Origin of the sequence: Elizabethkingia occulta, from assembly GCF_002023715.1 — a bacterium.
GTDB classification, from domain to species: Bacteria; Bacteroidota; Bacteroidia; order Flavobacteriales; family Weeksellaceae; genus Elizabethkingia; species Elizabethkingia occulta.
Window position 1 is genome coordinate 1 of sequence record NZ_MAHX01000008.1, and the last position, 16,923, is coordinate 16,923.

Below are 16,923 nucleotides of genomic sequence, written 5' to 3' on the forward strand. Positions count from 1 at the left end.
TGACTAGTCCTGAAAAAGGTTGACTAGTTTAATAAATCAAATATATTAAATCAGAGTAGAATCTTTCTATTCTGATTTTGTTTTTTATAAGTTTTCAATTTCACATTATTATTGATGTGTACCTGACTTGGAATGTTGTAATTCAAGGAAAAGTGCGGTCTTAAATTATTATAATAGTAAATTGACTGATCAATTTGCTGTGAAAGATTTTTAAAATTTTCAAAAGTATCAATCAATCCAAATTCATATTTCAGAATACCATTTACTCTTTCTGCTACAGCATTTTCATAAGGATCAGAGTTCTCGGTCATACTGATAAGAATATCATTTTTCTTTAGCACCTCGATATATTCTTTACTACAATATTGTAAGCCTCTGTCTGAGTGGTGAATTAAAGGATGTTTATAGATTCTACTCTTTACAGCTTGCTTTAACGCTTTCAATGTAGAGCTCGTTTGTAAATTGTCACTCAATTCGTATCCTACAATTTTCTTCGAATAAGCATCAGTAATTAAATGAAGATAATAATTTCTCTCTTTAGTTTTCAGATAGGTAATATCTGCTACCCATATCTTCTCTGAAAATTCTGGCTCTTTTTCTTTGATGATATTAGGATATTTCTTCATCCAGTGTCTGGAATTCGTTGTTTTAAAGTAACTATGTCTTCGGGGAATTAAAAGATAATTTGATCTTAAAATCTTAAATAACTGATCTCTTCCTATATGAATATTCTCCTTATTAAAATCACTCTTAAGTAAGGCATAAAGTTTTCGGGTGCCTAACCTAGGCATCTTTTTACGAATTGATAAGACCAATTCTATAATTCTTTCCTGATTATTACCAGAATTAAACTGTTTTGTTCTTTTGTAATATGCTTGTTTACTGTATCCAAACAATCGGCAAATATCTTCAGTTGAAAGAGTGGTATATGGCCTTATTTCCGGGATTGATTGGAACCAGACTTTTTTACAATTTCAATCTTTAGCTCACGCTCAGCTATTTCTATGAACTTCCGAAACACTTTAAGTTCTTCCTCTTTTTTGGCTAAAGCTGCTTCAAGCTCTTTAATCTTTTGCTTTTGTGGATCTTTCATAGGCCTGCCTTTACTTAGTTGCTTTGAATAAGTAAAGTTACCATATTTTACTAACCAACTGGAAATACAGGAATTACCTCGAATGTTGTATCGAGTCTGTAGTTGTGATTTAGTAAATAATCCCCGTTCATATTCGGAGACAACTTGTCTTTTGAATCCCTCGCTGTATTCTTGTACAGGGGATGGGCTTTTTTTTAATTTCATAAGGATAACTATTTCTGATGTTTTTTAGTCAACCTTTTTCAGGACGAGACATAAACATAATAAAACCGCCTCAACAGGGGCGGTTTTTATATTTAATAAGCTATTTCCATTTTTACTTTTTTGCCTTTTAGCTTTTCGGTAGCTAATTTCTTTAGTAATGCTGAAACTTTTTTTCTGGATACTGCAACATAAGAAGTGGTGTCTTTTACTTCAATTAGTCCGACATCATTTTTTTCCAATTCACCCTTCTTGATGAGGTACCCAACAATATCGACCTTGTTTACTTTATCTTTTTTACCAGCGCTGATATAAATGGTCTGGAAAGCTGTTTGCTGTGGAATTTTGTTTTCACCTTCTACATCTTCAACGGGAATATCCTTTTCTAAAAAAGGAAAATTATCATCTTCTTTCATGATGAGGTAAGCAAAACCTTTAGCGTTCATCCTTGCAGTACGCCCATTTCTGTGAATAAAAGCATCTTCTTTAGGTGGAAGTTGGTAATGTACTATAGATTCTACCTCAGGAATATCGAGTCCACGCGCAGCTAGATCTGTTGTGATAAGGATTTTTGTAGAGTCATTACGGAATTTTAGCAATGCCCGCTCTCTTTCATCCTGTTCCATACCACCGTGGAAAGTCTCTCTTTCAATTCCTTTATCTTTTAAAAGCTCCGATATCCTGTCCACAGCCTCTCTGTGGTTGCAAAATATCAATGTTCTTTTATTGCCTATTTTACATATTAGATGGAAAAGAGCATCTAGCTTTTCTTCAGCGGTAGTAATAACTTTTTTAAACTGAATATCCGGCTTTACCTCACTTAGTTTTAGAAAATCAATTGTCTTTTCATCTTTTAATCCTGTAAAAGCAGGGATTTCTTCCATTGCGGTAGCAGAAGTTAAAATCCTTTGAGACAGATTTTTCATTGATTCTATAATGAAACTCATTTCTTCCTGAAAGCCAAATTCAAGAGATTTATCGAATTCATCTAAAATCAAAGTACTGATTGAAGAAGGATTGAAACTATTGTTTCTAAGGTGGTCTGCAATTCTTCCCGGTGTTCCTATTAATAGAGCAGGAGCTTCGGTTAGGCTGTTTACTTCTGTCTTTTTATCGTGTCCTCCATAACAAACGGTTACTTTGTAATCGGTTTTCATTGCTTTGAATACTTGTTCTATCTGTAATGCCAATTCTCTTGCCGGTACCAAAACTAAGGCCTGGATCCCGGACTTGTCTTTTTTTAGATTTCGAAGTACAGGAAATAAGAAGGCCAGTGTTTTTCCTGAACCTGTAGGAGAGAGCAATACTACATCATTTTTGTTTTCAGTAGCTTTATATGTAGATTTTTGCATCTGATTCATATCCTGAATCTGCAATTTTTTATAAATCGATTCTAAATTCATGTTGCAAAGATAGGTTTTTGAATACTCAGATTTCAGATCATTTACAAAAATGAATGTTTTTGGAAGCGTTGAATGGTTTAATTTACAATGAATAAGAGATCTCAGATGCTAGGAGTAATACAATGGTTTTTTCATGTTCTTATCAGCTTATAATTCAGTTGATTACTCTGCTGTAAAAAAACTTTAAAATACAAGGTTATATCATAAAAAAGTTGTATTTTTGCACCACTTTTTGTGGGTATAACTTTGGCAAAGTAATTATATAATACTTAACAACTTCCGGAATTTCTGCAGTCACATTAAGCCAAAGAGCAGAGGAGGACGGAATACAAAATTTTTTAGAAAATGTCAAAAGAGACAAATTCAGCAGAGGTTCTTTTGAACCAAAACGTAGCACCAGAACAATTTGACTGGGAATCTTTCGAAAGTGGATTAAATGCAGAGGACAGAAAAGAAAAGAACGAACTAGAAGAAATCTACAAAGGATCTCTTAACGATCTTGAAGATAACGACGTTCTTGTAGGTAAAGTAGTAAGATTAACAGACAAAGAAGCGATTGTTGACATCAACTTCAAATCTGAAGGTGTTATTTCTCTTAACGAATTCCGTTACAACCAAGGTTTACAAGTAGGCGACGAGGTTGAAGTAATGGTTGACAGAAGAGAAGACAAGTCTGGACAGTTACAACTTTCTCACAAGAAAGCTAGAACTCTTAGAGCTTGGGATAAAGTAAATGAGTACCACGAGTCTGGAGAAATCGTTAACGGTTTCGTTAAATCTAGAACTAAAGGTGGTATGATTGTAGATGTATTCGGTATCGAAGCATTCTTACCAGGTTCTCAGATCGATGTTAAGCCTATTAAAGATTACGATCAGTTTGTAGGTAAAACAATGGAATTCAAAATTGTTAAGATCAACCACGAATTCAAAAACGTTGTTGTTTCTCATAAAGCTCTTATCGAAGCTGATATCGAAGGTCAGAAAAAAGAGATCATCGCTCAACTTGAAAAAGGTCAGGTACTTGAAGGTACTGTTAAGAACATTACTTCTTACGGTGTATTCATCGACCTTGGTGGTGTTGACGGTCTTATCCACATTACAGACCTTTCTTGGTCTAGAGTTAACCATCCTTCAGAAATTCTTGAAGATGGACAAACTGTTAAAGTGGTTATCCTTGACTTTGATGATGAGAAAACAAGAATTCAGTTAGGTATGAAGCAGCTTGAAGCACACCCTTGGGATGCTTTAGATGCTAACCTAAAAGTTGGAGATAAAGTAAAAGGTAAAGTAGTAGTTCTTGCTGACTACGGTGCTTTCGTTGAAATCGCTCCAGGTGTAGAAGGTCTTATCCACGTATCTGAAATGTCATGGTCTACTCACTTAAGAAGTGCAGGTGATTTCGTGAAAATCGGTGATGAAGTTGAAGCTGAAGTATTAACTATCGACAGAGAAGACAGAAAAATTTCTTTAGGTATCAAGCAATTAACTCAGGATCCATGGGCTAACATCCAGGAAAAATACCCTGTAGGTTCTCAGCACAAAGGTACTGTAAGAAACTTCACTAACTTCGGTGTATTCGTAGAGTTAGAAGAAGGTATCGACGGTCTAATCTATATCTCTGATCTTTCTTGGACTAAGAAAATCAAGCATCCATCTGAGTTCTGCAACGTAGGAGATACTCTAGATGTTGTAGTATTAGAACTTGACTTAGATAACAGAAGAATTTCTTTAGGTCACAAGCAATTACAAGAAAATCCTTGGGATAAATTCGAAACTAAATATGCTGAAGGAACTGTACATGCAGGTAAAGCAGTAGATGTATTCGATAAAGGAGCTAATGTACAGTTTGAAGATGCTGAGGTTGAAGCTTTCGCTCCAGCAAGACTTTTAGAGAAAGAAGATGGTTCTAAGATCAAAAAAGGTGAAGAAGCTGACTTTAAAGTAATTGAATTCAACAAAGAATTCAAGAGAGTTGTAGTTTCTCACACTGGTATCTTCAGAGAAGAGGAAAGAAAGAACGTAAAAGAGTCTAAGACTATTTCTTCAAACAATAACAATGAAGAAAAAGCAACTCTTGGTGACATCGATGCTCTTGCAGAATTGAAAAGAAAAATGGAAGAAGGTAAATAATCCTGAATTCATTTCTTAATTATAACCCGCCTCTTTTAAGAGGTGGGTTTTTTATTTTTGTGAAGTTTAAGGTAAATTAATAGAGATATAGAAAAATATTACTCCAGTTGTGAGATAGTGTTCTTCTGGAATATATACTTTCTGATACATCTTTTCTTGTGTAGATCAGGCTCCTCCGGAGCATTTTTCTAACTTTCTTATTTCTCATATTATGAAATTTATGTAAAAGATATACTGTATTGTAATAAAGAGAAGTTCCTTTAGGAACTTTATCTCTATAAAGTGTATAATTACGAAAAGTCAGAGCATTCCGGAGAAACGTTATCTTAATACAGGTATGGAAGAGAATATCATGCTAAAAAAAACCGCCTAAAATCAGGCGGTTTCATTGTTGAAATAATAAAATTATTAATTATTGTGCAGGTCTTACGCATCTTATAGAGGCATTGTGTACCGAGTTTCTGTTTGTTTTACTCCATGCATCGCTTCCGTTGGTCAATACCTGATGGTACCATGTTCCTTCTGGCATATGGAAACTTGCCTTAGTGCCGGGGGTATCGTTTGCCTCATATTCCATAGTTCCGGAATTGAGCACTCCAGCCGGTAGGGCATTAAAGCCTACCTGATTGGCTTTCACATTGTCAATTTTGCCACGTCCCATTGCCCATAGTCCGTCGGCTTTATTGTCCCGATCTTCACCACATTTCATTGCGCTTCCGAGTAGGGCAGAGCTTACCTGATATTCAGAGGTTATGGCACTGAAAAGACTAGTCCAGTTAGCATCACTTGCAGCACTCCATCCTGTAGGGCACCATGTTTGGGCTTGTGTAGCTTTGTTGGTAGGATAGAATCTGCCGTATATAGCCCCTGTAGGGTCATTCGGATTAGCTATTCCTATAGTATTTCTAGTGTTTTCGTTTACGCCGTCATATCCGTCCCAGTTAAGATTTTCCATAAACCATTCACTGTTTCCGTATTTTTTATAAGCATAAGATTTTCCGTCCCGTGGATCGGTGAAAGTTCCCGTTTTTGTGCTGTAATCGCAGTACTGATTCTTGGAAGCTAATTGGTTTGCCGGCATAAGATCCGGTTGAGGAGAGGATGTGCTTATTCCTTTCAGCGGAAGAGGTAAGGTAAGATCCGGACATGGTTTACTGAAAGGAGTTACAAGATAAAGATTATCATTGCAAGGCGGAGTTTGGTAGTTTCCACTATTGATCATACTGTCTAATTTCTGCTGGTAATATGAATCTAAAACCAATCCCCATTTCGAGTATAAATTACGCAGGTCATAACCGGATATCTGAACTATTTTCTGTAAGAAATAGAACTTTCTGGCTTCATTGTCACCCCCGCTTTCTTTTTCTTCTCTTGTTATCCTGTGGAGTGTTTTAATAAGATCGTCCCCGAAAAGAACCCGTAATTGTTCTAAAAAGAACAGTCGGCTTTCATTTACATTTTGGTATACGGTTCCAATATCTGCGCTCCAATAGTCTCTGGTGTTACGTTTAAACCAGTCGTTATGGAATTTGTCTACCCAGATATTTTCTGTCCATTTTTGCCAGTTGCTTCCCTGAAAATGGCGTACAGATGCGAAAGTATAAAAGTTAACTGTGGTTTCTGTGTATTCAGAAGGTTTATAGGCTCCCTGCTGATTTTGATGTCCGATTTCATGGGAAATTCCCCAGCCATTATTGATAAGGTTGGTCTCCATAAGTAGTCGGTCCATAGCAGCTTCATCATTGCCATTGAATCCGGTACCCCAGTCTGTTGCATACATGTATCCGGTGCCTACCTGTGTCATTAGGTATTTTACCCCATTACTCATTGGTTGGTGAAGAGGATTTGGATCATTGGCGTTTAGTCCGCTAATCTGAATTTCAGCATCGAGTATCCCGTCGAAGGCTGTAAGCCAGTTTGGTATAGAAACAGGGTAGCCTTTGTAAGCGTCCGGCATCAGATACTTATCTACTTTATCTTTATTTACAACTACAATAATGTCTTTGGATTTAAACATAACATCCTGAATAGTTGACTGGGCAACCTGATTTTTGAAGTCGGTAATGTTCGTGACTCCCAGTTCATAATAAGGGTGATTGATGTAGCCGCTGGCCGGATCTAATGTTATTTTTACCTTTCCTGTGGTATTTCCTTTTTCGGATACATAACGAAGATAAATAATCCCGCCTTTATGCTGTGTAGGGGCGATTATGTTTTCCCCGACTTTCAGAGGTATTTCAACAACGTTGCTTCCGTCTTTTACTCTGGTTCCAATTACAACGCTGGGCATGGCACCGTCTGAAGCGGGTAGAGTATTTTCCAATGTTAGTTTCAGAGATTTGTCAGCAGGAAGGTAATAGCCTGTAGTGGCGTGGTCGAATTTTAACTGGACCTGCCTTAATCTTGTCCTTTCGTAATTAGAACTTCCAATTTGTAGTAACTCGAAGACATTGGGTGGGTTGTTGTTTTGAAGCGTTGCTTCCGGATTTAGTTCATTGCTCATAAAATGGTCGGCAGACCTGCAGCTGTAACAGAATGCTAAGAGCCATAGCATTGCTACTGCAGTAGAAATGTTTCTCATATAAATATAATTTGGTGGTTATTAGTTGTTTATGCTAATATAAATGTTTTTTATTTAATAGCAATGAGTTTTTTTTATGAAAATGATTTTTTAATTGATGTATTATTTTGTTTTCTTTATGATATTGCCTGAAACATGAGTGATAATGTAAATTTATCGAAAGATGATAATATACATATTGACATTTCTTTGAGACTAAATGCGTAAATTTGCGCCCGCGTAACGAAAAAAATATGGAGAAGAAAAATATACTGAAGGGTGTTTTATTTGTCGGAGTAGGAGCTAGTATTTATGGAATGCTGGCAACCTTTGTTAAACTGGCATACAATGACGGTTATACAACCGCAGAAGTGACTACTTCACAGTTTATGTGGGGGATTATCGGGCTTCTGCTTCTTAATGTTATTCAGGCTGTAGCATCAAAGAAAGAGCTTCCTGCACCTAAAAAAGGAGATATAAGAAAACTAATGCTTGCCGGGACTTCTCTGGGTGGGACAAGTCTTTTCTATTATCTGTCAGTACAATATATTAATGTTTCTATTGCAATTGTATTATTGATGCAATCAGTATGGTTTAGTGTTGTGGTAGAAAGTTTTATAAACAAGAAACTGCCTACAGGCCGTAAAGTATTGGCGACTATTATTGTGCTTGTCGGAACTGTTTTGGCGACCAATCTTATTAATATGGATGTAAAGCTGGATGTCAGAGGTGTTTTTTGGGGACTTATGGCAGCAGGATCTTACACGCTTACTATGTTTACCTCTAATACAATCGCAACATATCTGCCTGCGTTCCGTAAAAGTTTTATACAGCTGTTAGGAGGTGCAGTTATTGTTTTTACTTTCCTGTTCTTCTCTCAGATAGGACCATTGCATTTTGATGCTTTAAAAGGAATTTATACTCATTTTAGTAGTAATATGGAAGGGATTCGTCCGTTCGATTATTCTATATTATGGACTTATGGATTGTTTTTAGCTGTTTTCGGAACAATTCTGCCTCCTATTTTATTTAATATAGGATTTCCGAATTCAGGGCTAGGATTGGGGAGTATTGTATCCTCTCTGGAGCTTCCGGTTTCTGTTACTATGGCTTTTGTTCTGTTAGGTGAAGAGGTATTGCTTATTCAATGGACAGGTATTGCACTTATACTTTTTGCAATCGTTCTGATGAATTTGCCTTCCCGTAAAAAAGAAGAGGCATTGGCATAGTTCAACGATTAAAGAATCTAAATATAGAAGACACCTAAGTATAAAACTTAGGTGTCTTTATTTTAATAGTGTTTTTGGGATTGCTAAAGAGAGATTTTTTATGTTTTAGTTTAGCAAAGTTGTTCGTCGTGTTGTGAGAGATCCAGTCCAATTTTTTCTGACTCCTCGGATACCCTTAGTGGTATTATGGTATTCGATATTTTGTAAAATAGCAGAGAGCCAAAGAAAGAGAATAGGGATACAAGAATCAGAGCTGTCATATGATGTAAGAAAATGCTGATTCCACCGTGTAAAAGGCTTGCATTGTCACCATGTGCGAAAATAGCCGTTAGTATCATTCCCATGATTCCGCCGATACCATGGCAGGCAAATACATCGAGTGTATCGTCAATTCGCTTTAGCTTGCTCCAGTTTACCATCGTATTGGATATTATTGCTGTGATAAAGCCTATAAATAAACTTTCACGGATGCTCACAAAGCCTGCGGCAGGTGTTATAGCTACAAGTCCTACAACAGCTCCAATACAAGCTCCTAATACAGAAACTTTTCTGCCGTTTATGCGGTCAAAGAATATCCAGGTCATCATTGCAGATGCGGAAGCAATCGTTGTAGTACCAAAAGCCAGGGCTGCTGTGGCGTTGGCTGCTAATGCAGATCCGGCATTGAAACCAAACCAGCCAAACCATAACATCCCGGTTCCAAGTAACACAAAAGCGGTATTGGAGGGCTCGTGATGTGGTCTTTTCCTTTTTCCTAAAACCATGGCGCCCGCAAGGGCTGCAAAGCCCGCACTCATGTGTACAACAGTACCTCCGGCAAAGTCTTTTACGCCAAAGTATTTATTCAGCAGTCCATCCGGATACCAAATCATATGGCATAGCGGTGTATAGATGAATAAGCTGAAAAGGACAATGAAGAGTAAATATGAAATGAAACGAACTCTTTCTGCAAAAGATCCGGTAATCAGTGCGGGAGTAATAACTGCGAATTTCATCTGAAATAATGCAAATAGAAGAAATGGAATTGTGGAAGCCAGATTTTTATGTGGTAAAGTGCTTACGCCGTCAAAGAAAAAATACTCGAAAGGATTGCCTATGATACTATATTTTACACCATTGATTTCGAAACCTATGGAGCTCCCAAAGGATAGTGAAAATCCTACCACAATCCAGATAAGTGATACCACTCCGAGAGAAATAAAACTTTGGAGCATGGTAGAAAGTATATTCTTTCTGCCTACCATACCACCGTAGAAGAAGGAAAGCCCGGGCGTCATTAGCAGTACTAATCCCGATGCTGTTAGTATCCAGGCAGTATCTGCACTATTGATATTACTTTCTGGTAAAAAGTTTTGCATATTAATTTGATCTGTATTGCTTCCGGCTAATGCGCCTAATGAAATAATACAGATAATAACAAAAGAAATGATCCAGTGTTTCTCGATTTTCATATTTATAGGTATTTGGTATGTCAAATATAGGGGTAAAAATTATAATACTGTATTTATTTTTTAATTTAACCCTTTATTTTATATGGTGTTTTGTGTTTTTTTATATTTTTAGCTGTTTATTGTTTGGTTTTATGGGGGCGATGTAATTATTTTATGTGTTTATGGTATATAGCTCCAATAATTAATATGTGAAACGTTATTTATTAAATATCTGTGTAATTAGACTAGGTGTTGTGTATTTGTATTTTATTTCAGGATTTTTTTGTTATAATTATTTCACAAATCAATAGTTTTTATATTTTTATCAAAATTTAATCATGCAGCAACTTCCGCTATCCTCCAAGCTGAAATATATCTTTTCTATTCCGGTTATTATATCAGCATTAGGCTATTTTGTCGATATCTACGATTTATTACTTTTTGGTATTGTAAGGATCCCTAGTTTAAAAGATTTAGGTTTGAATCCGGATGCGGACGGAACTTTTATACTGAATTGCCAGATGATAGGTTTGCTGATTGGTGGCCTTTTCTGGGGTATTTTTGGAGACAAAAAAGGAAGGCTTTCTGTTTTGTTCGGTTCTATCCTGGTATATTCATTGGCTAATATTGCCTGTGGATTTCTTCCATATTTCCCTAAGACAAATTTGGTATACACCTATGCTTTGCTGCGTTTTGTTGCAGGTGTAGGTCTGGCAGGGGAATTAGGAGCCGGAATTACATTAGTGTCGGAAAGTTTGCCTAAAGAATTGCGCGCAATAGGAACATCTGTAGTTGCAGGATTTGGTCTGATGGGTGCTGTGGTTGCTCAGTTGACGGTTGAATTGTCCGGAGGATGGAATATATCTTATATTATTGGTGGTGGTTTAGGAATTCTGCTTTTGTTTTTAAGAATTAGCGTTTCTGAATCGGGAATTTATAAGAATATTAAGCATCAGTCTGTTTCCAAAGGGAATTTTCTCTCTTTTTTTACCAATAAAGACAGGCTTATAAGATATCTGAAATGTATAGCTGTAGGACTGCCAACCTGGTATTGTATCGGTATTTTGGCTGTATTGGCCAATCAATTCGCACCAGAGTTGGGAATTAAAGAAATTAACCCCGGAAAAGCGATTATGTGGGGGTATGTAGGGATTTCGGTCGGAGATCTGATGAGCGGATTTATTTCACAAATGCTGAAGTCTCGTAAAAAAGCTATTTTTTATATGTTGCTTTTCACTATTGTAGGGGTCGGAATAATGTTATTCGGGAATACAAATACGGAAACAAAATATTATGCATTTTGTGTGTGGTTGGGACTTGGAACAGGTTATTGGGCAATGTTTGTTACACTGGCTGCGGAGCAGTTTGGCACCAATATCCGAAATACAGCAACCACTACAGTGCCTAATATGGTAAGAGGTTTGGTTCCGGTAATGATATTGGCTTTTGATTTTTTCAAAAAAGATTTCTCAGTCATTATAAGTGCCGCTATTGTAGGTATTATAGTCTTTGGTCTGGCATTTTACTCAACGCTTACTATATCGGAAACCCACAATAAAGATTTAGATTTTACGGAATAATTTATACTTATCTTTTTCATTTTTTATAATTTTATATCTATGAAAAAGATTAAAATTGCTTTTATGGCTTTAGGTATAGCACTGTGTACATTTGTTGCAGCGCAGGAACTGAAGCCTTTGGATGCCTATCTCACGACAATCAATTATCCGTATCCTGAGAATTATATAAAATTTGAATCTCAGGGGCAGAATCTGGAGATGGTATATATGGATGTAAAGCCGGTAACGGCTAATGGTAAAACAATTGTGTTGCTGCATGGCAAGAACTTTAATGCCGCATATTGGAAGAAAACAGCAGAGGTTCTGTTGAAAGAAGGTTTCAGAGTGATTATGCCGGATCAGATAGGTTTTGGGAAGTCCAGCAAGCCGCACGATTATCAGTTCTCCTTTTCCCAGCTGGCTTATAATACCAAGCTTATTTTAGATAAGCTAAAAATAGATAAAGCGATTATCCTTGGCCATTCCATGGGAGGAATGGTAGCGACAAGGTTTACTTTGCAATATCCGGAACGTGTAGAAAAGCTGGTATTAGAAAACCCTATAGGGCTAGAGGATTATAAGACATTTGCAGGCTATGAAACTATTGATGAAGCCTATAAAGGGGAATTGAAGAATACAGTGGAGACTTACAGGGATTATCAGTTGAAATTCTATTATGACAATAAATGGAAAGAGGAATATCAGCCATGGCTGAATATGCTTGCGGGTTGGACGCTCCATAAAGATTACCCTAAAGTGGCATGGGATGCAGCTTTAACCACGGATATGATCTATAATCAGCCGGTATGTTATGAGTTTCAGAATATCAAAAGGCCTACATTACTTATTATTGGTACCAGGGACAGAACAGCAATAGGAAAAGCCCGTGCGCCAAAAGAATTGCAGGATAAAATGGGCTTATACAATGAGTTGGGTAAAAAGACACAGGAAAAAATTCCGGGTTCAAAATTGGTAGAACTGGATAATGTAGGACATCTTCCGCACATTGAAGTTTTTGATCAGTTTGTCGGAGCTTTATTACCTTTTATCAAAGAATAAATACAACAGCCACTTTATAAAGTGGCTGTAATTTTTCTCAGTAACAAAATGGTGACCAGGGCTATGCCTGAAAAAGCAATAAGTGAAAGACCTAGACGTTGTATCAGGCCTGTAGCTACTAGCCCAAGACCTATTAAAATATAATAGATAAGTCCAAAAACAGCACCTGCTGATCCGGTTTCATTTTTATATCGGAATAGTGCTGTGCTTAATATATTTGGAATAGCTATTCCATAAGCCATAACAATAAAACAGAAGGGGATTAGGAACCAGATTTTTTCTTCCAGAACTCCCACTATAATGGCAGCGATAAAAGCGATAAAAGTGCCGGTTCTGATAAGGGTTTCGGATCCGAATCCTTTTTTTATGAGTTTTTTGTTTGCTAAAGCTCCAATAAATGTTCCTATAGCCAGTATAAATCCACTATAACCGAAATCAGTAGTACTAAAGCCTTCTTTCTTAAAGATAAAAGGAGCAAGCGAGTAGTAGGAGAATAACATAACATTAAAGCTCATCACTAAAATACTATCTCTCCATATATAGCGGTCATGCAGCATTTTATTCAGTAGCTGAATACTTGATTTAATATTTATATGTTTGTTTGGGATAACAGTCTCTGCAAGGTTTTGTTGTGAGAGCAGGATAAGTATAATTGCCAGAATAAATAGTAACCCAAAAATGCCCATATATCCAAAGCTGGAAGAAATTACAGAACCTGTAAGCATTCCGATAACCGGACTGATAGAAAGTCCTATTCCTACAAAAGAGAATGCTTTTCCAATTTGTTCTTTATCATAAAGGTCACGCAATATAGTCTGGGTAACAACAGAGCCAACAGCAATACCAAATGCTGAAATAATTCTTGCCAAAAGCAGTATTTCAAAGCTTTTAGAGAAGAGAGCCAGGATCGTACCTCCACTGTAACTGAGTAATCCATATATCATCGATTTTTTACGACCAATACGATCGCATTGTATCCCCCAGAAGATGACTCCGGCTGCAAAAGCAATAAAGTAAAAACTGATGGTAAGCGTTGCTGTTTCTTCATTTACACCAAATTCCCTTGCTATTAATGGTAATGCCGGACTGTAAATGGTTTCTACAAATTGAGGAAACATGACTAGCAATATCAGTATCCAGAGAGCATTTGTCTTTTTCATTATTTTTTTTGGCAAATTTCCTACAATATTTCACTATCTTTATAATGATATAAAAACTAAAAACATAAAAATAAGGACATGGCTTTTTTACACCAGAATGATGAATTTAATGCAGATGACAGGCATGAAAGCGTAACAGGTATTGCTTCGGATATGGTAATGCATGACTCAGGATTTCATAGTCATCGGGAAAAAGTACAGCTTCTGTATGCTCCGTCGGGCTGTATGACGGTTATTACACCCGAAAAGCAGCTTGTTTTACCCCCATCCAAATTGTTGTGGATACCAGCAGGAGAAGAACATAGGGTTACATTTCGAAACGTAGTGGCCTATCGTTCGGTATATTTCTCCGAGAAATATGTAATGGAGAATGGTTTCCCGGAAGGGATACAGGTACGAAATGTAAATCCGTTATTACGAGAAGTTATTGAGAGAATTTGCTTTTGGCCTTGGGAAATGAAGCAAAAGGATAAAACAAATATCCTGTCTGTATTTTGGGAGGAGCTTAAAATGGCTCAAAAAGAAGCTTTAGTTTTCACCGTGCCTAAAGACTCGAGGTTACAGAAGAAAGTAGAAGAATGGGTGCTAAGAATCTCTCAGCCACCGTTTCTGAAAGTTTTATCTACTGAAGTAGGAGCAAGCGAGAAAACAATTAGCAGAATTTTTATAAAAGAAACAGGCATGTCTTATCAGGAATGGAGACTGCAATGGCGTTTACACAGATCGATAGAGCTGCTTTCAGAGGGCAGAACTGTAGGGGAAACGGCTTTTGAGCTTAGCTTTTCATCCGATAGCGCATTTGTGGACTTTTTTAAAAAGCAAACCGGAGCAACACCTTTGCAATATATGATGCAGTAATGAGGCTTTAGACACAAGGCACAAGATACAAGAGTTTAGACGTAAGATGCGAGATATATGACGCAAGATATTAATCTTTGTCGCCGTTATTTAAAGGGGATAGGTTATTAAATAAGCTCTTGTTTTTCAAGCTCAGCAAAAGCTATTAAAACACCGGCTACCTGTATATTTTCTCTTTTATACTCTTCAAGGCTGAAATACTTAACAGCTTCTATTTCAGCGCCAGGCTGTATTGTTTTATCCAATTGAACCAGAAAACAATCCTGCTCCATTTGTAAGCGATCTTCACCATATGCGGGAGCCGAAATATGAGTGAAAAAATTTAGTTCTTCTGCTTTTAAATGTAGATTCAGTTCTTCTTGTAGCTCCCGAATAAGGGCTTCTTTTGAAGTTTCACTGGCATCTATTTTTCCACCCGGAAGATACCAGGCTTGTTTGTTTTTACTAAATGCGAGAAGTAATTTTTTATCTTTTAATGTGATTAATCCTGCAGTTGGAAGCTGTTTCATATTCAATTTGTGTAATGGTTTTAGTTGTCTGTTTTAGGCGATGCTGCCAAAGAAAAAACCTTCCCAAATTGAGAAGGTTTTATATTGTAGTAAGCAAAGATTATCTAGCGCCGTGAGCTCTATCTTTAATTCTTGCTTTCTTACCTCTAAGGTCACGGAAGTAGTAGATTCTAGCTCTTCTAACTTTACCTTTTCTGTTAACTTCAATTTTCTGAAGTGCAGGCATGTTAATAGGGAATACTCTTTCAACACCTACATCACCGCTCATTTTACGGATAGTAAAAGTTTTAGTAGCACCTGTTCCTCTTAACTGAATAACAACACCTTTAAAGAACTGAGTTCTGGTTTTGTTACCTTCCTTAATTTCGTAATACACAGTAATGGTATCACCAGCTTTGAATTCAGGGAATTCTTTTTTTGTAATGTACTTGTCTTGTACGTACTTAATTAAATCCATTGTTAATTAAAAATAAATAATTACATCAAACAACATTCACGTCTATCGTCAGAGGTTGATTAACAGGTTGCAAATTTAGAACAATTTTTCAAATCTGCAAAATTATTATTCTAATTCAATTGGATTGTACGGTCTTGATTTACTTTTAAATGTAACAGGATTTCCATTACTATCATATACAGGATCTAAAAAAAAGTTAGGATTATCATTGAATGATTTATGGATTTTTCTAAATTTATCTCTATCAATATGGAAAATTTCTTTTTCATTTCTTAAATATATTTCATTTTCCTTTTTATCCATAGCTACTACAGTAAAATGATATTGATTTTTACTGTCTTCCAGTTCCATAATTAGCCCTGGTAAGCCCTGAAACACATATGGTCCATTATTAATGGGAATATCTGTAGTGTACCATGCAGTATACTTTCTGCCACGATATTGAGTGGTTGCCTTTCTACAGCTATAGCCCAATATATCTTTAGATTCATTCTCTAGCTCCCAGTTAAATTTAGGAAAGGCCTCTTCATATTGATAAGTAGCAGTTATAGTTTCTTGGTATATATATTTCTCTTCCTTTATATCCTTAATTAAAGAATTATCCCATTGAACTTTTATGGCTAAAGCGTTATTAACATCCTTAGCGTCTGCTTCCCCTTTCTGGCTCAACACTTCCATAAGAGAATCCATTTTTAATTTATTAAAGTCACTAAATTTAGAAAAATTTTTACTCATTTGTAACACGCATAGCGTTTCTAATTTATTATTACTTTTTTTAGAATCTTTTACAAAAAATAGTTTATAATAAATATTTTGAATACTCTGATCCAGTACTTTTTTCTTATACGGGGCTATATTTATTTTAAAATTTCCAGAAACAACAGGTGTTTGTGTTTTTATAAGAATAAAACATAAAAAAAATAGTAAATAATAAAACCTCATATTCATTAATGATAATGAGCCGCATAAATATGACTTATACGGCTTTTTAATAAGTTAGCATTTGATTTTGTCAAGTTCTTTAACTGTTTTGTTTAATTTTTCAAAATCATTTTTGTAATTATCGGCACATAAACCATAGCTAGCACCGCAAGAAGCAGTTACATTTATCCAACTACTACATACACCTCCTATAACTCCTTTTAATTCATTTCGAGATAATCGTTTTAATTTTTCCATAAAATTTATTTTAATTTATTCATTTTAAAGTTAAAAAATTATTTATTAAATTAATTTAACATAATTATTTTTTATAAAATTTTAACATTTATAATA

14 protein-coding genes are annotated in these 16,923 nt (G+C 36.0%); 5 read left to right on the plus strand and 9 right to left on the minus strand.

Going from position 1 to position 16,923, the window contains the following annotated elements:
• Positions 1-50 precede the first annotated feature (50 nt).
• Positions 51-1,297, minus strand: a protein-coding gene (locus BAZ10_RS05960) for an IS3-like element ISElsp1 family transposase (RefSeq protein ID WP_108721216.1) whose coding sequence is annotated in 2 segments (ribosomal slippage) — positions 51-970 and positions 970-1,297 — 1,248 coding nt in all. Because the reading frame shifts where the segments join, the coding sequence is not laid out codon by codon here.
• A 92-nt stretch (positions 1,298-1,389) separates the two neighbouring features.
• A complete protein-coding gene (locus BAZ10_RS05970) occupies positions 1,390-2,697 on the minus strand; it encodes a DEAD/DEAH box helicase (protein ID WP_078721315.1) in 1,308 nt (435 codons plus the stop codon).
• Positions 2,698-3,042: 345 nt separating this feature from the next.
• Between BAZ10_RS05970 and rpsA the strand changes: the two genes are divergently transcribed.
• Positions 3,043-4,827, plus strand: a complete 1,785-nt coding sequence (rpsA, locus tag BAZ10_RS05975) for a 30S ribosomal protein S1 (protein WP_078771300.1) — start codon at positions 3,043-3,045, stop codon at positions 4,825-4,827.
• A gap of 412 nt (positions 4,828-5,239) precedes the next feature.
• On the opposite strand, the gene BAZ10_RS05980 is transcribed toward rpsA, so the two are convergent.
• Positions 5,240-7,408 carry a M60 family metallopeptidase gene (locus BAZ10_RS05980; protein ID WP_078771301.1) on the minus strand — a complete coding sequence of 723 codons (2,169 nt, stop codon included), beginning with the start codon at positions 7,406-7,408 and terminating at the stop codon, positions 5,240-5,242.
• A 233-nt stretch (positions 7,409-7,641) separates the two neighbouring features.
• On the opposite strand from BAZ10_RS05980, the gene BAZ10_RS05985 reads away from it, so the two are divergent.
• Positions 7,642-8,616 carry an EamA family transporter gene (locus BAZ10_RS05985; RefSeq protein ID WP_078771302.1) on the plus strand — a complete coding sequence of 325 codons (975 nt, stop codon included), beginning with the start codon at positions 7,642-7,644 and terminating at the stop codon, positions 8,614-8,616.
• Between the two features lie 110 nt (positions 8,617-8,726).
• Here the strand turns inward: BAZ10_RS05985 and BAZ10_RS05990 are convergent, their stop codons facing one another.
• Complete coding sequence (locus BAZ10_RS05990) at positions 8,727-10,067, minus strand: ammonium transporter (RefSeq protein WP_078771303.1); 1,341 nt, start codon at positions 10,065-10,067, stop codon at positions 8,727-8,729.
• 317 nt (positions 10,068-10,384) lie between these two features.
• Between BAZ10_RS05990 and BAZ10_RS05995 the strand changes: the two genes are divergently transcribed.
• Both BAZ10_RS05995 and BAZ10_RS06000 read left to right on the plus strand, forming a co-directional pair.
• Complete coding sequence (locus tag BAZ10_RS05995; RefSeq protein WP_078771304.1) at positions 10,385-11,626, plus strand: MFS transporter; 1,242 nt, start codon at positions 10,385-10,387, stop codon at positions 11,624-11,626.
• 39 nt (positions 11,627-11,665) lie between these two features.
• On the plus strand, positions 11,666-12,664 hold the full coding sequence (locus BAZ10_RS06000) for an alpha/beta fold hydrolase (protein ID WP_078771305.1): 999 nt from the start codon (positions 11,666-11,668) through the stop codon (positions 12,662-12,664).
• A gap of 14 nt (positions 12,665-12,678) precedes the next feature.
• Here BAZ10_RS06000 and BAZ10_RS06005 read toward each other — a convergent pair whose 3' ends face one another.
• Complete coding sequence (locus tag BAZ10_RS06005; RefSeq protein ID WP_078771306.1) at positions 12,679-13,824, minus strand: multidrug effflux MFS transporter; 1,146 nt, start codon at positions 13,822-13,824, stop codon at positions 12,679-12,681.
• A 78-nt stretch (positions 13,825-13,902) separates the two neighbouring features.
• Here BAZ10_RS06005 and BAZ10_RS06010 point away from each other — a divergent pair, with 78 nt between their 5' ends.
• Entirely contained in the window at positions 13,903-14,682 is a 780-nt protein-coding gene (locus tag BAZ10_RS06010; RefSeq protein ID WP_078771307.1) for an AraC family transcriptional regulator, read from the plus strand.
• Between the two features lie 107 nt (positions 14,683-14,789).
• On the opposite strand, the gene BAZ10_RS06015 is transcribed toward BAZ10_RS06010, so the two are convergent.
• From BAZ10_RS06015 to BAZ10_RS06030, 4 genes are all read right to left on the minus strand, one after another.
• Entirely contained in the window at positions 14,790-15,191 is a 402-nt protein-coding gene (locus BAZ10_RS06015) for an NUDIX hydrolase (protein WP_078771308.1), read from the minus strand.
• Positions 15,192-15,291: 100 nt separating this feature from the next.
• A complete protein-coding gene (gene rplS / locus BAZ10_RS06020) occupies positions 15,292-15,648 on the minus strand; it encodes a 50S ribosomal protein L19 (protein ID WP_009086043.1) in 357 nt (118 codons plus the stop codon).
• Between the two features lie 105 nt (positions 15,649-15,753).
• Positions 15,754-16,590 (minus strand): GLPGLI family protein, encoded by an 837-nt coding sequence (locus tag BAZ10_RS06025; RefSeq protein WP_165690093.1) that lies wholly within the window; start codon positions 16,588-16,590, stop codon positions 15,754-15,756.
• Between the two features lie 54 nt (positions 16,591-16,644).
• Complete coding sequence (locus BAZ10_RS06030; RefSeq protein ID WP_021347765.1) at positions 16,645-16,827, minus strand: hypothetical protein; 183 nt, start codon at positions 16,825-16,827, stop codon at positions 16,645-16,647.
• Positions 16,828-16,923 lie beyond the last annotated feature (96 nt).

Excerpts from the sequence above, each read along its gene's own strand:
- BAZ10_RS06000 (WP_078771305.1), top strand. The coding sequence starts at position 11,666 with ATGAAAAAGATTAAAATTGCTTTTATGGCTTTAGGTATAGCACTGTGT.
- BAZ10_RS06015 (WP_078771308.1), bottom strand. The coding sequence starts at position 15,191 with ATGAAACAGCTTCCAACTGCAGGATTAATCACATTAAAAGATAAAAAA.
- BAZ10_RS06025 (WP_165690093.1), bottom strand. The coding sequence starts at position 16,590 with ATGAGGTTTTATTATTTACTATTTTTTTTATGTTTTATTCTTATAAAA.
- BAZ10_RS05990 (WP_078771303.1), bottom strand. The coding sequence starts at position 10,067 with ATGAAAATCGAGAAACACTGGATCATTTCTTTTGTTATTATCTGTATT.
- BAZ10_RS06030 (WP_021347765.1), bottom strand. The coding sequence starts at position 16,827 with ATGGAAAAATTAAAACGATTATCTCGAAATGAATTAAAAGGAGTTATA.
- BAZ10_RS06005 (WP_078771306.1), bottom strand. The coding sequence starts at position 13,824 with ATGAAAAAGACAAATGCTCTCTGGATACTGATATTGCTAGTCATGTTT.
- BAZ10_RS05970 (WP_078721315.1), bottom strand. The coding sequence starts at position 2,697 with ATGAATTTAGAATCGATTTATAAAAAATTGCAGATTCAGGATATGAAT.
- BAZ10_RS05985 (WP_078771302.1), top strand. The coding sequence starts at position 7,642 with ATGGAGAAGAAAAATATACTGAAGGGTGTTTTATTTGTCGGAGTAGGA.
- BAZ10_RS05980 (WP_078771301.1), bottom strand. The coding sequence starts at position 7,408 with ATGAGAAACATTTCTACTGCAGTAGCAATGCTATGGCTCTTAGCATTC.
- BAZ10_RS05995 (WP_078771304.1), top strand. The coding sequence starts at position 10,385 with ATGCAGCAACTTCCGCTATCCTCCAAGCTGAAATATATCTTTTCTATT.
- rplS (WP_009086043.1), bottom strand. The coding sequence starts at position 15,648 with ATGGATTTAATTAAGTACGTACAAGACAAGTACATTACAAAAAAAGAA.
- BAZ10_RS06010 (WP_078771307.1), top strand. The coding sequence starts at position 13,903 with ATGGCTTTTTTACACCAGAATGATGAATTTAATGCAGATGACAGGCAT.
- rpsA (WP_078771300.1), top strand. The coding sequence starts at position 3,043 with ATGTCAAAAGAGACAAATTCAGCAGAGGTTCTTTTGAACCAAAACGTA.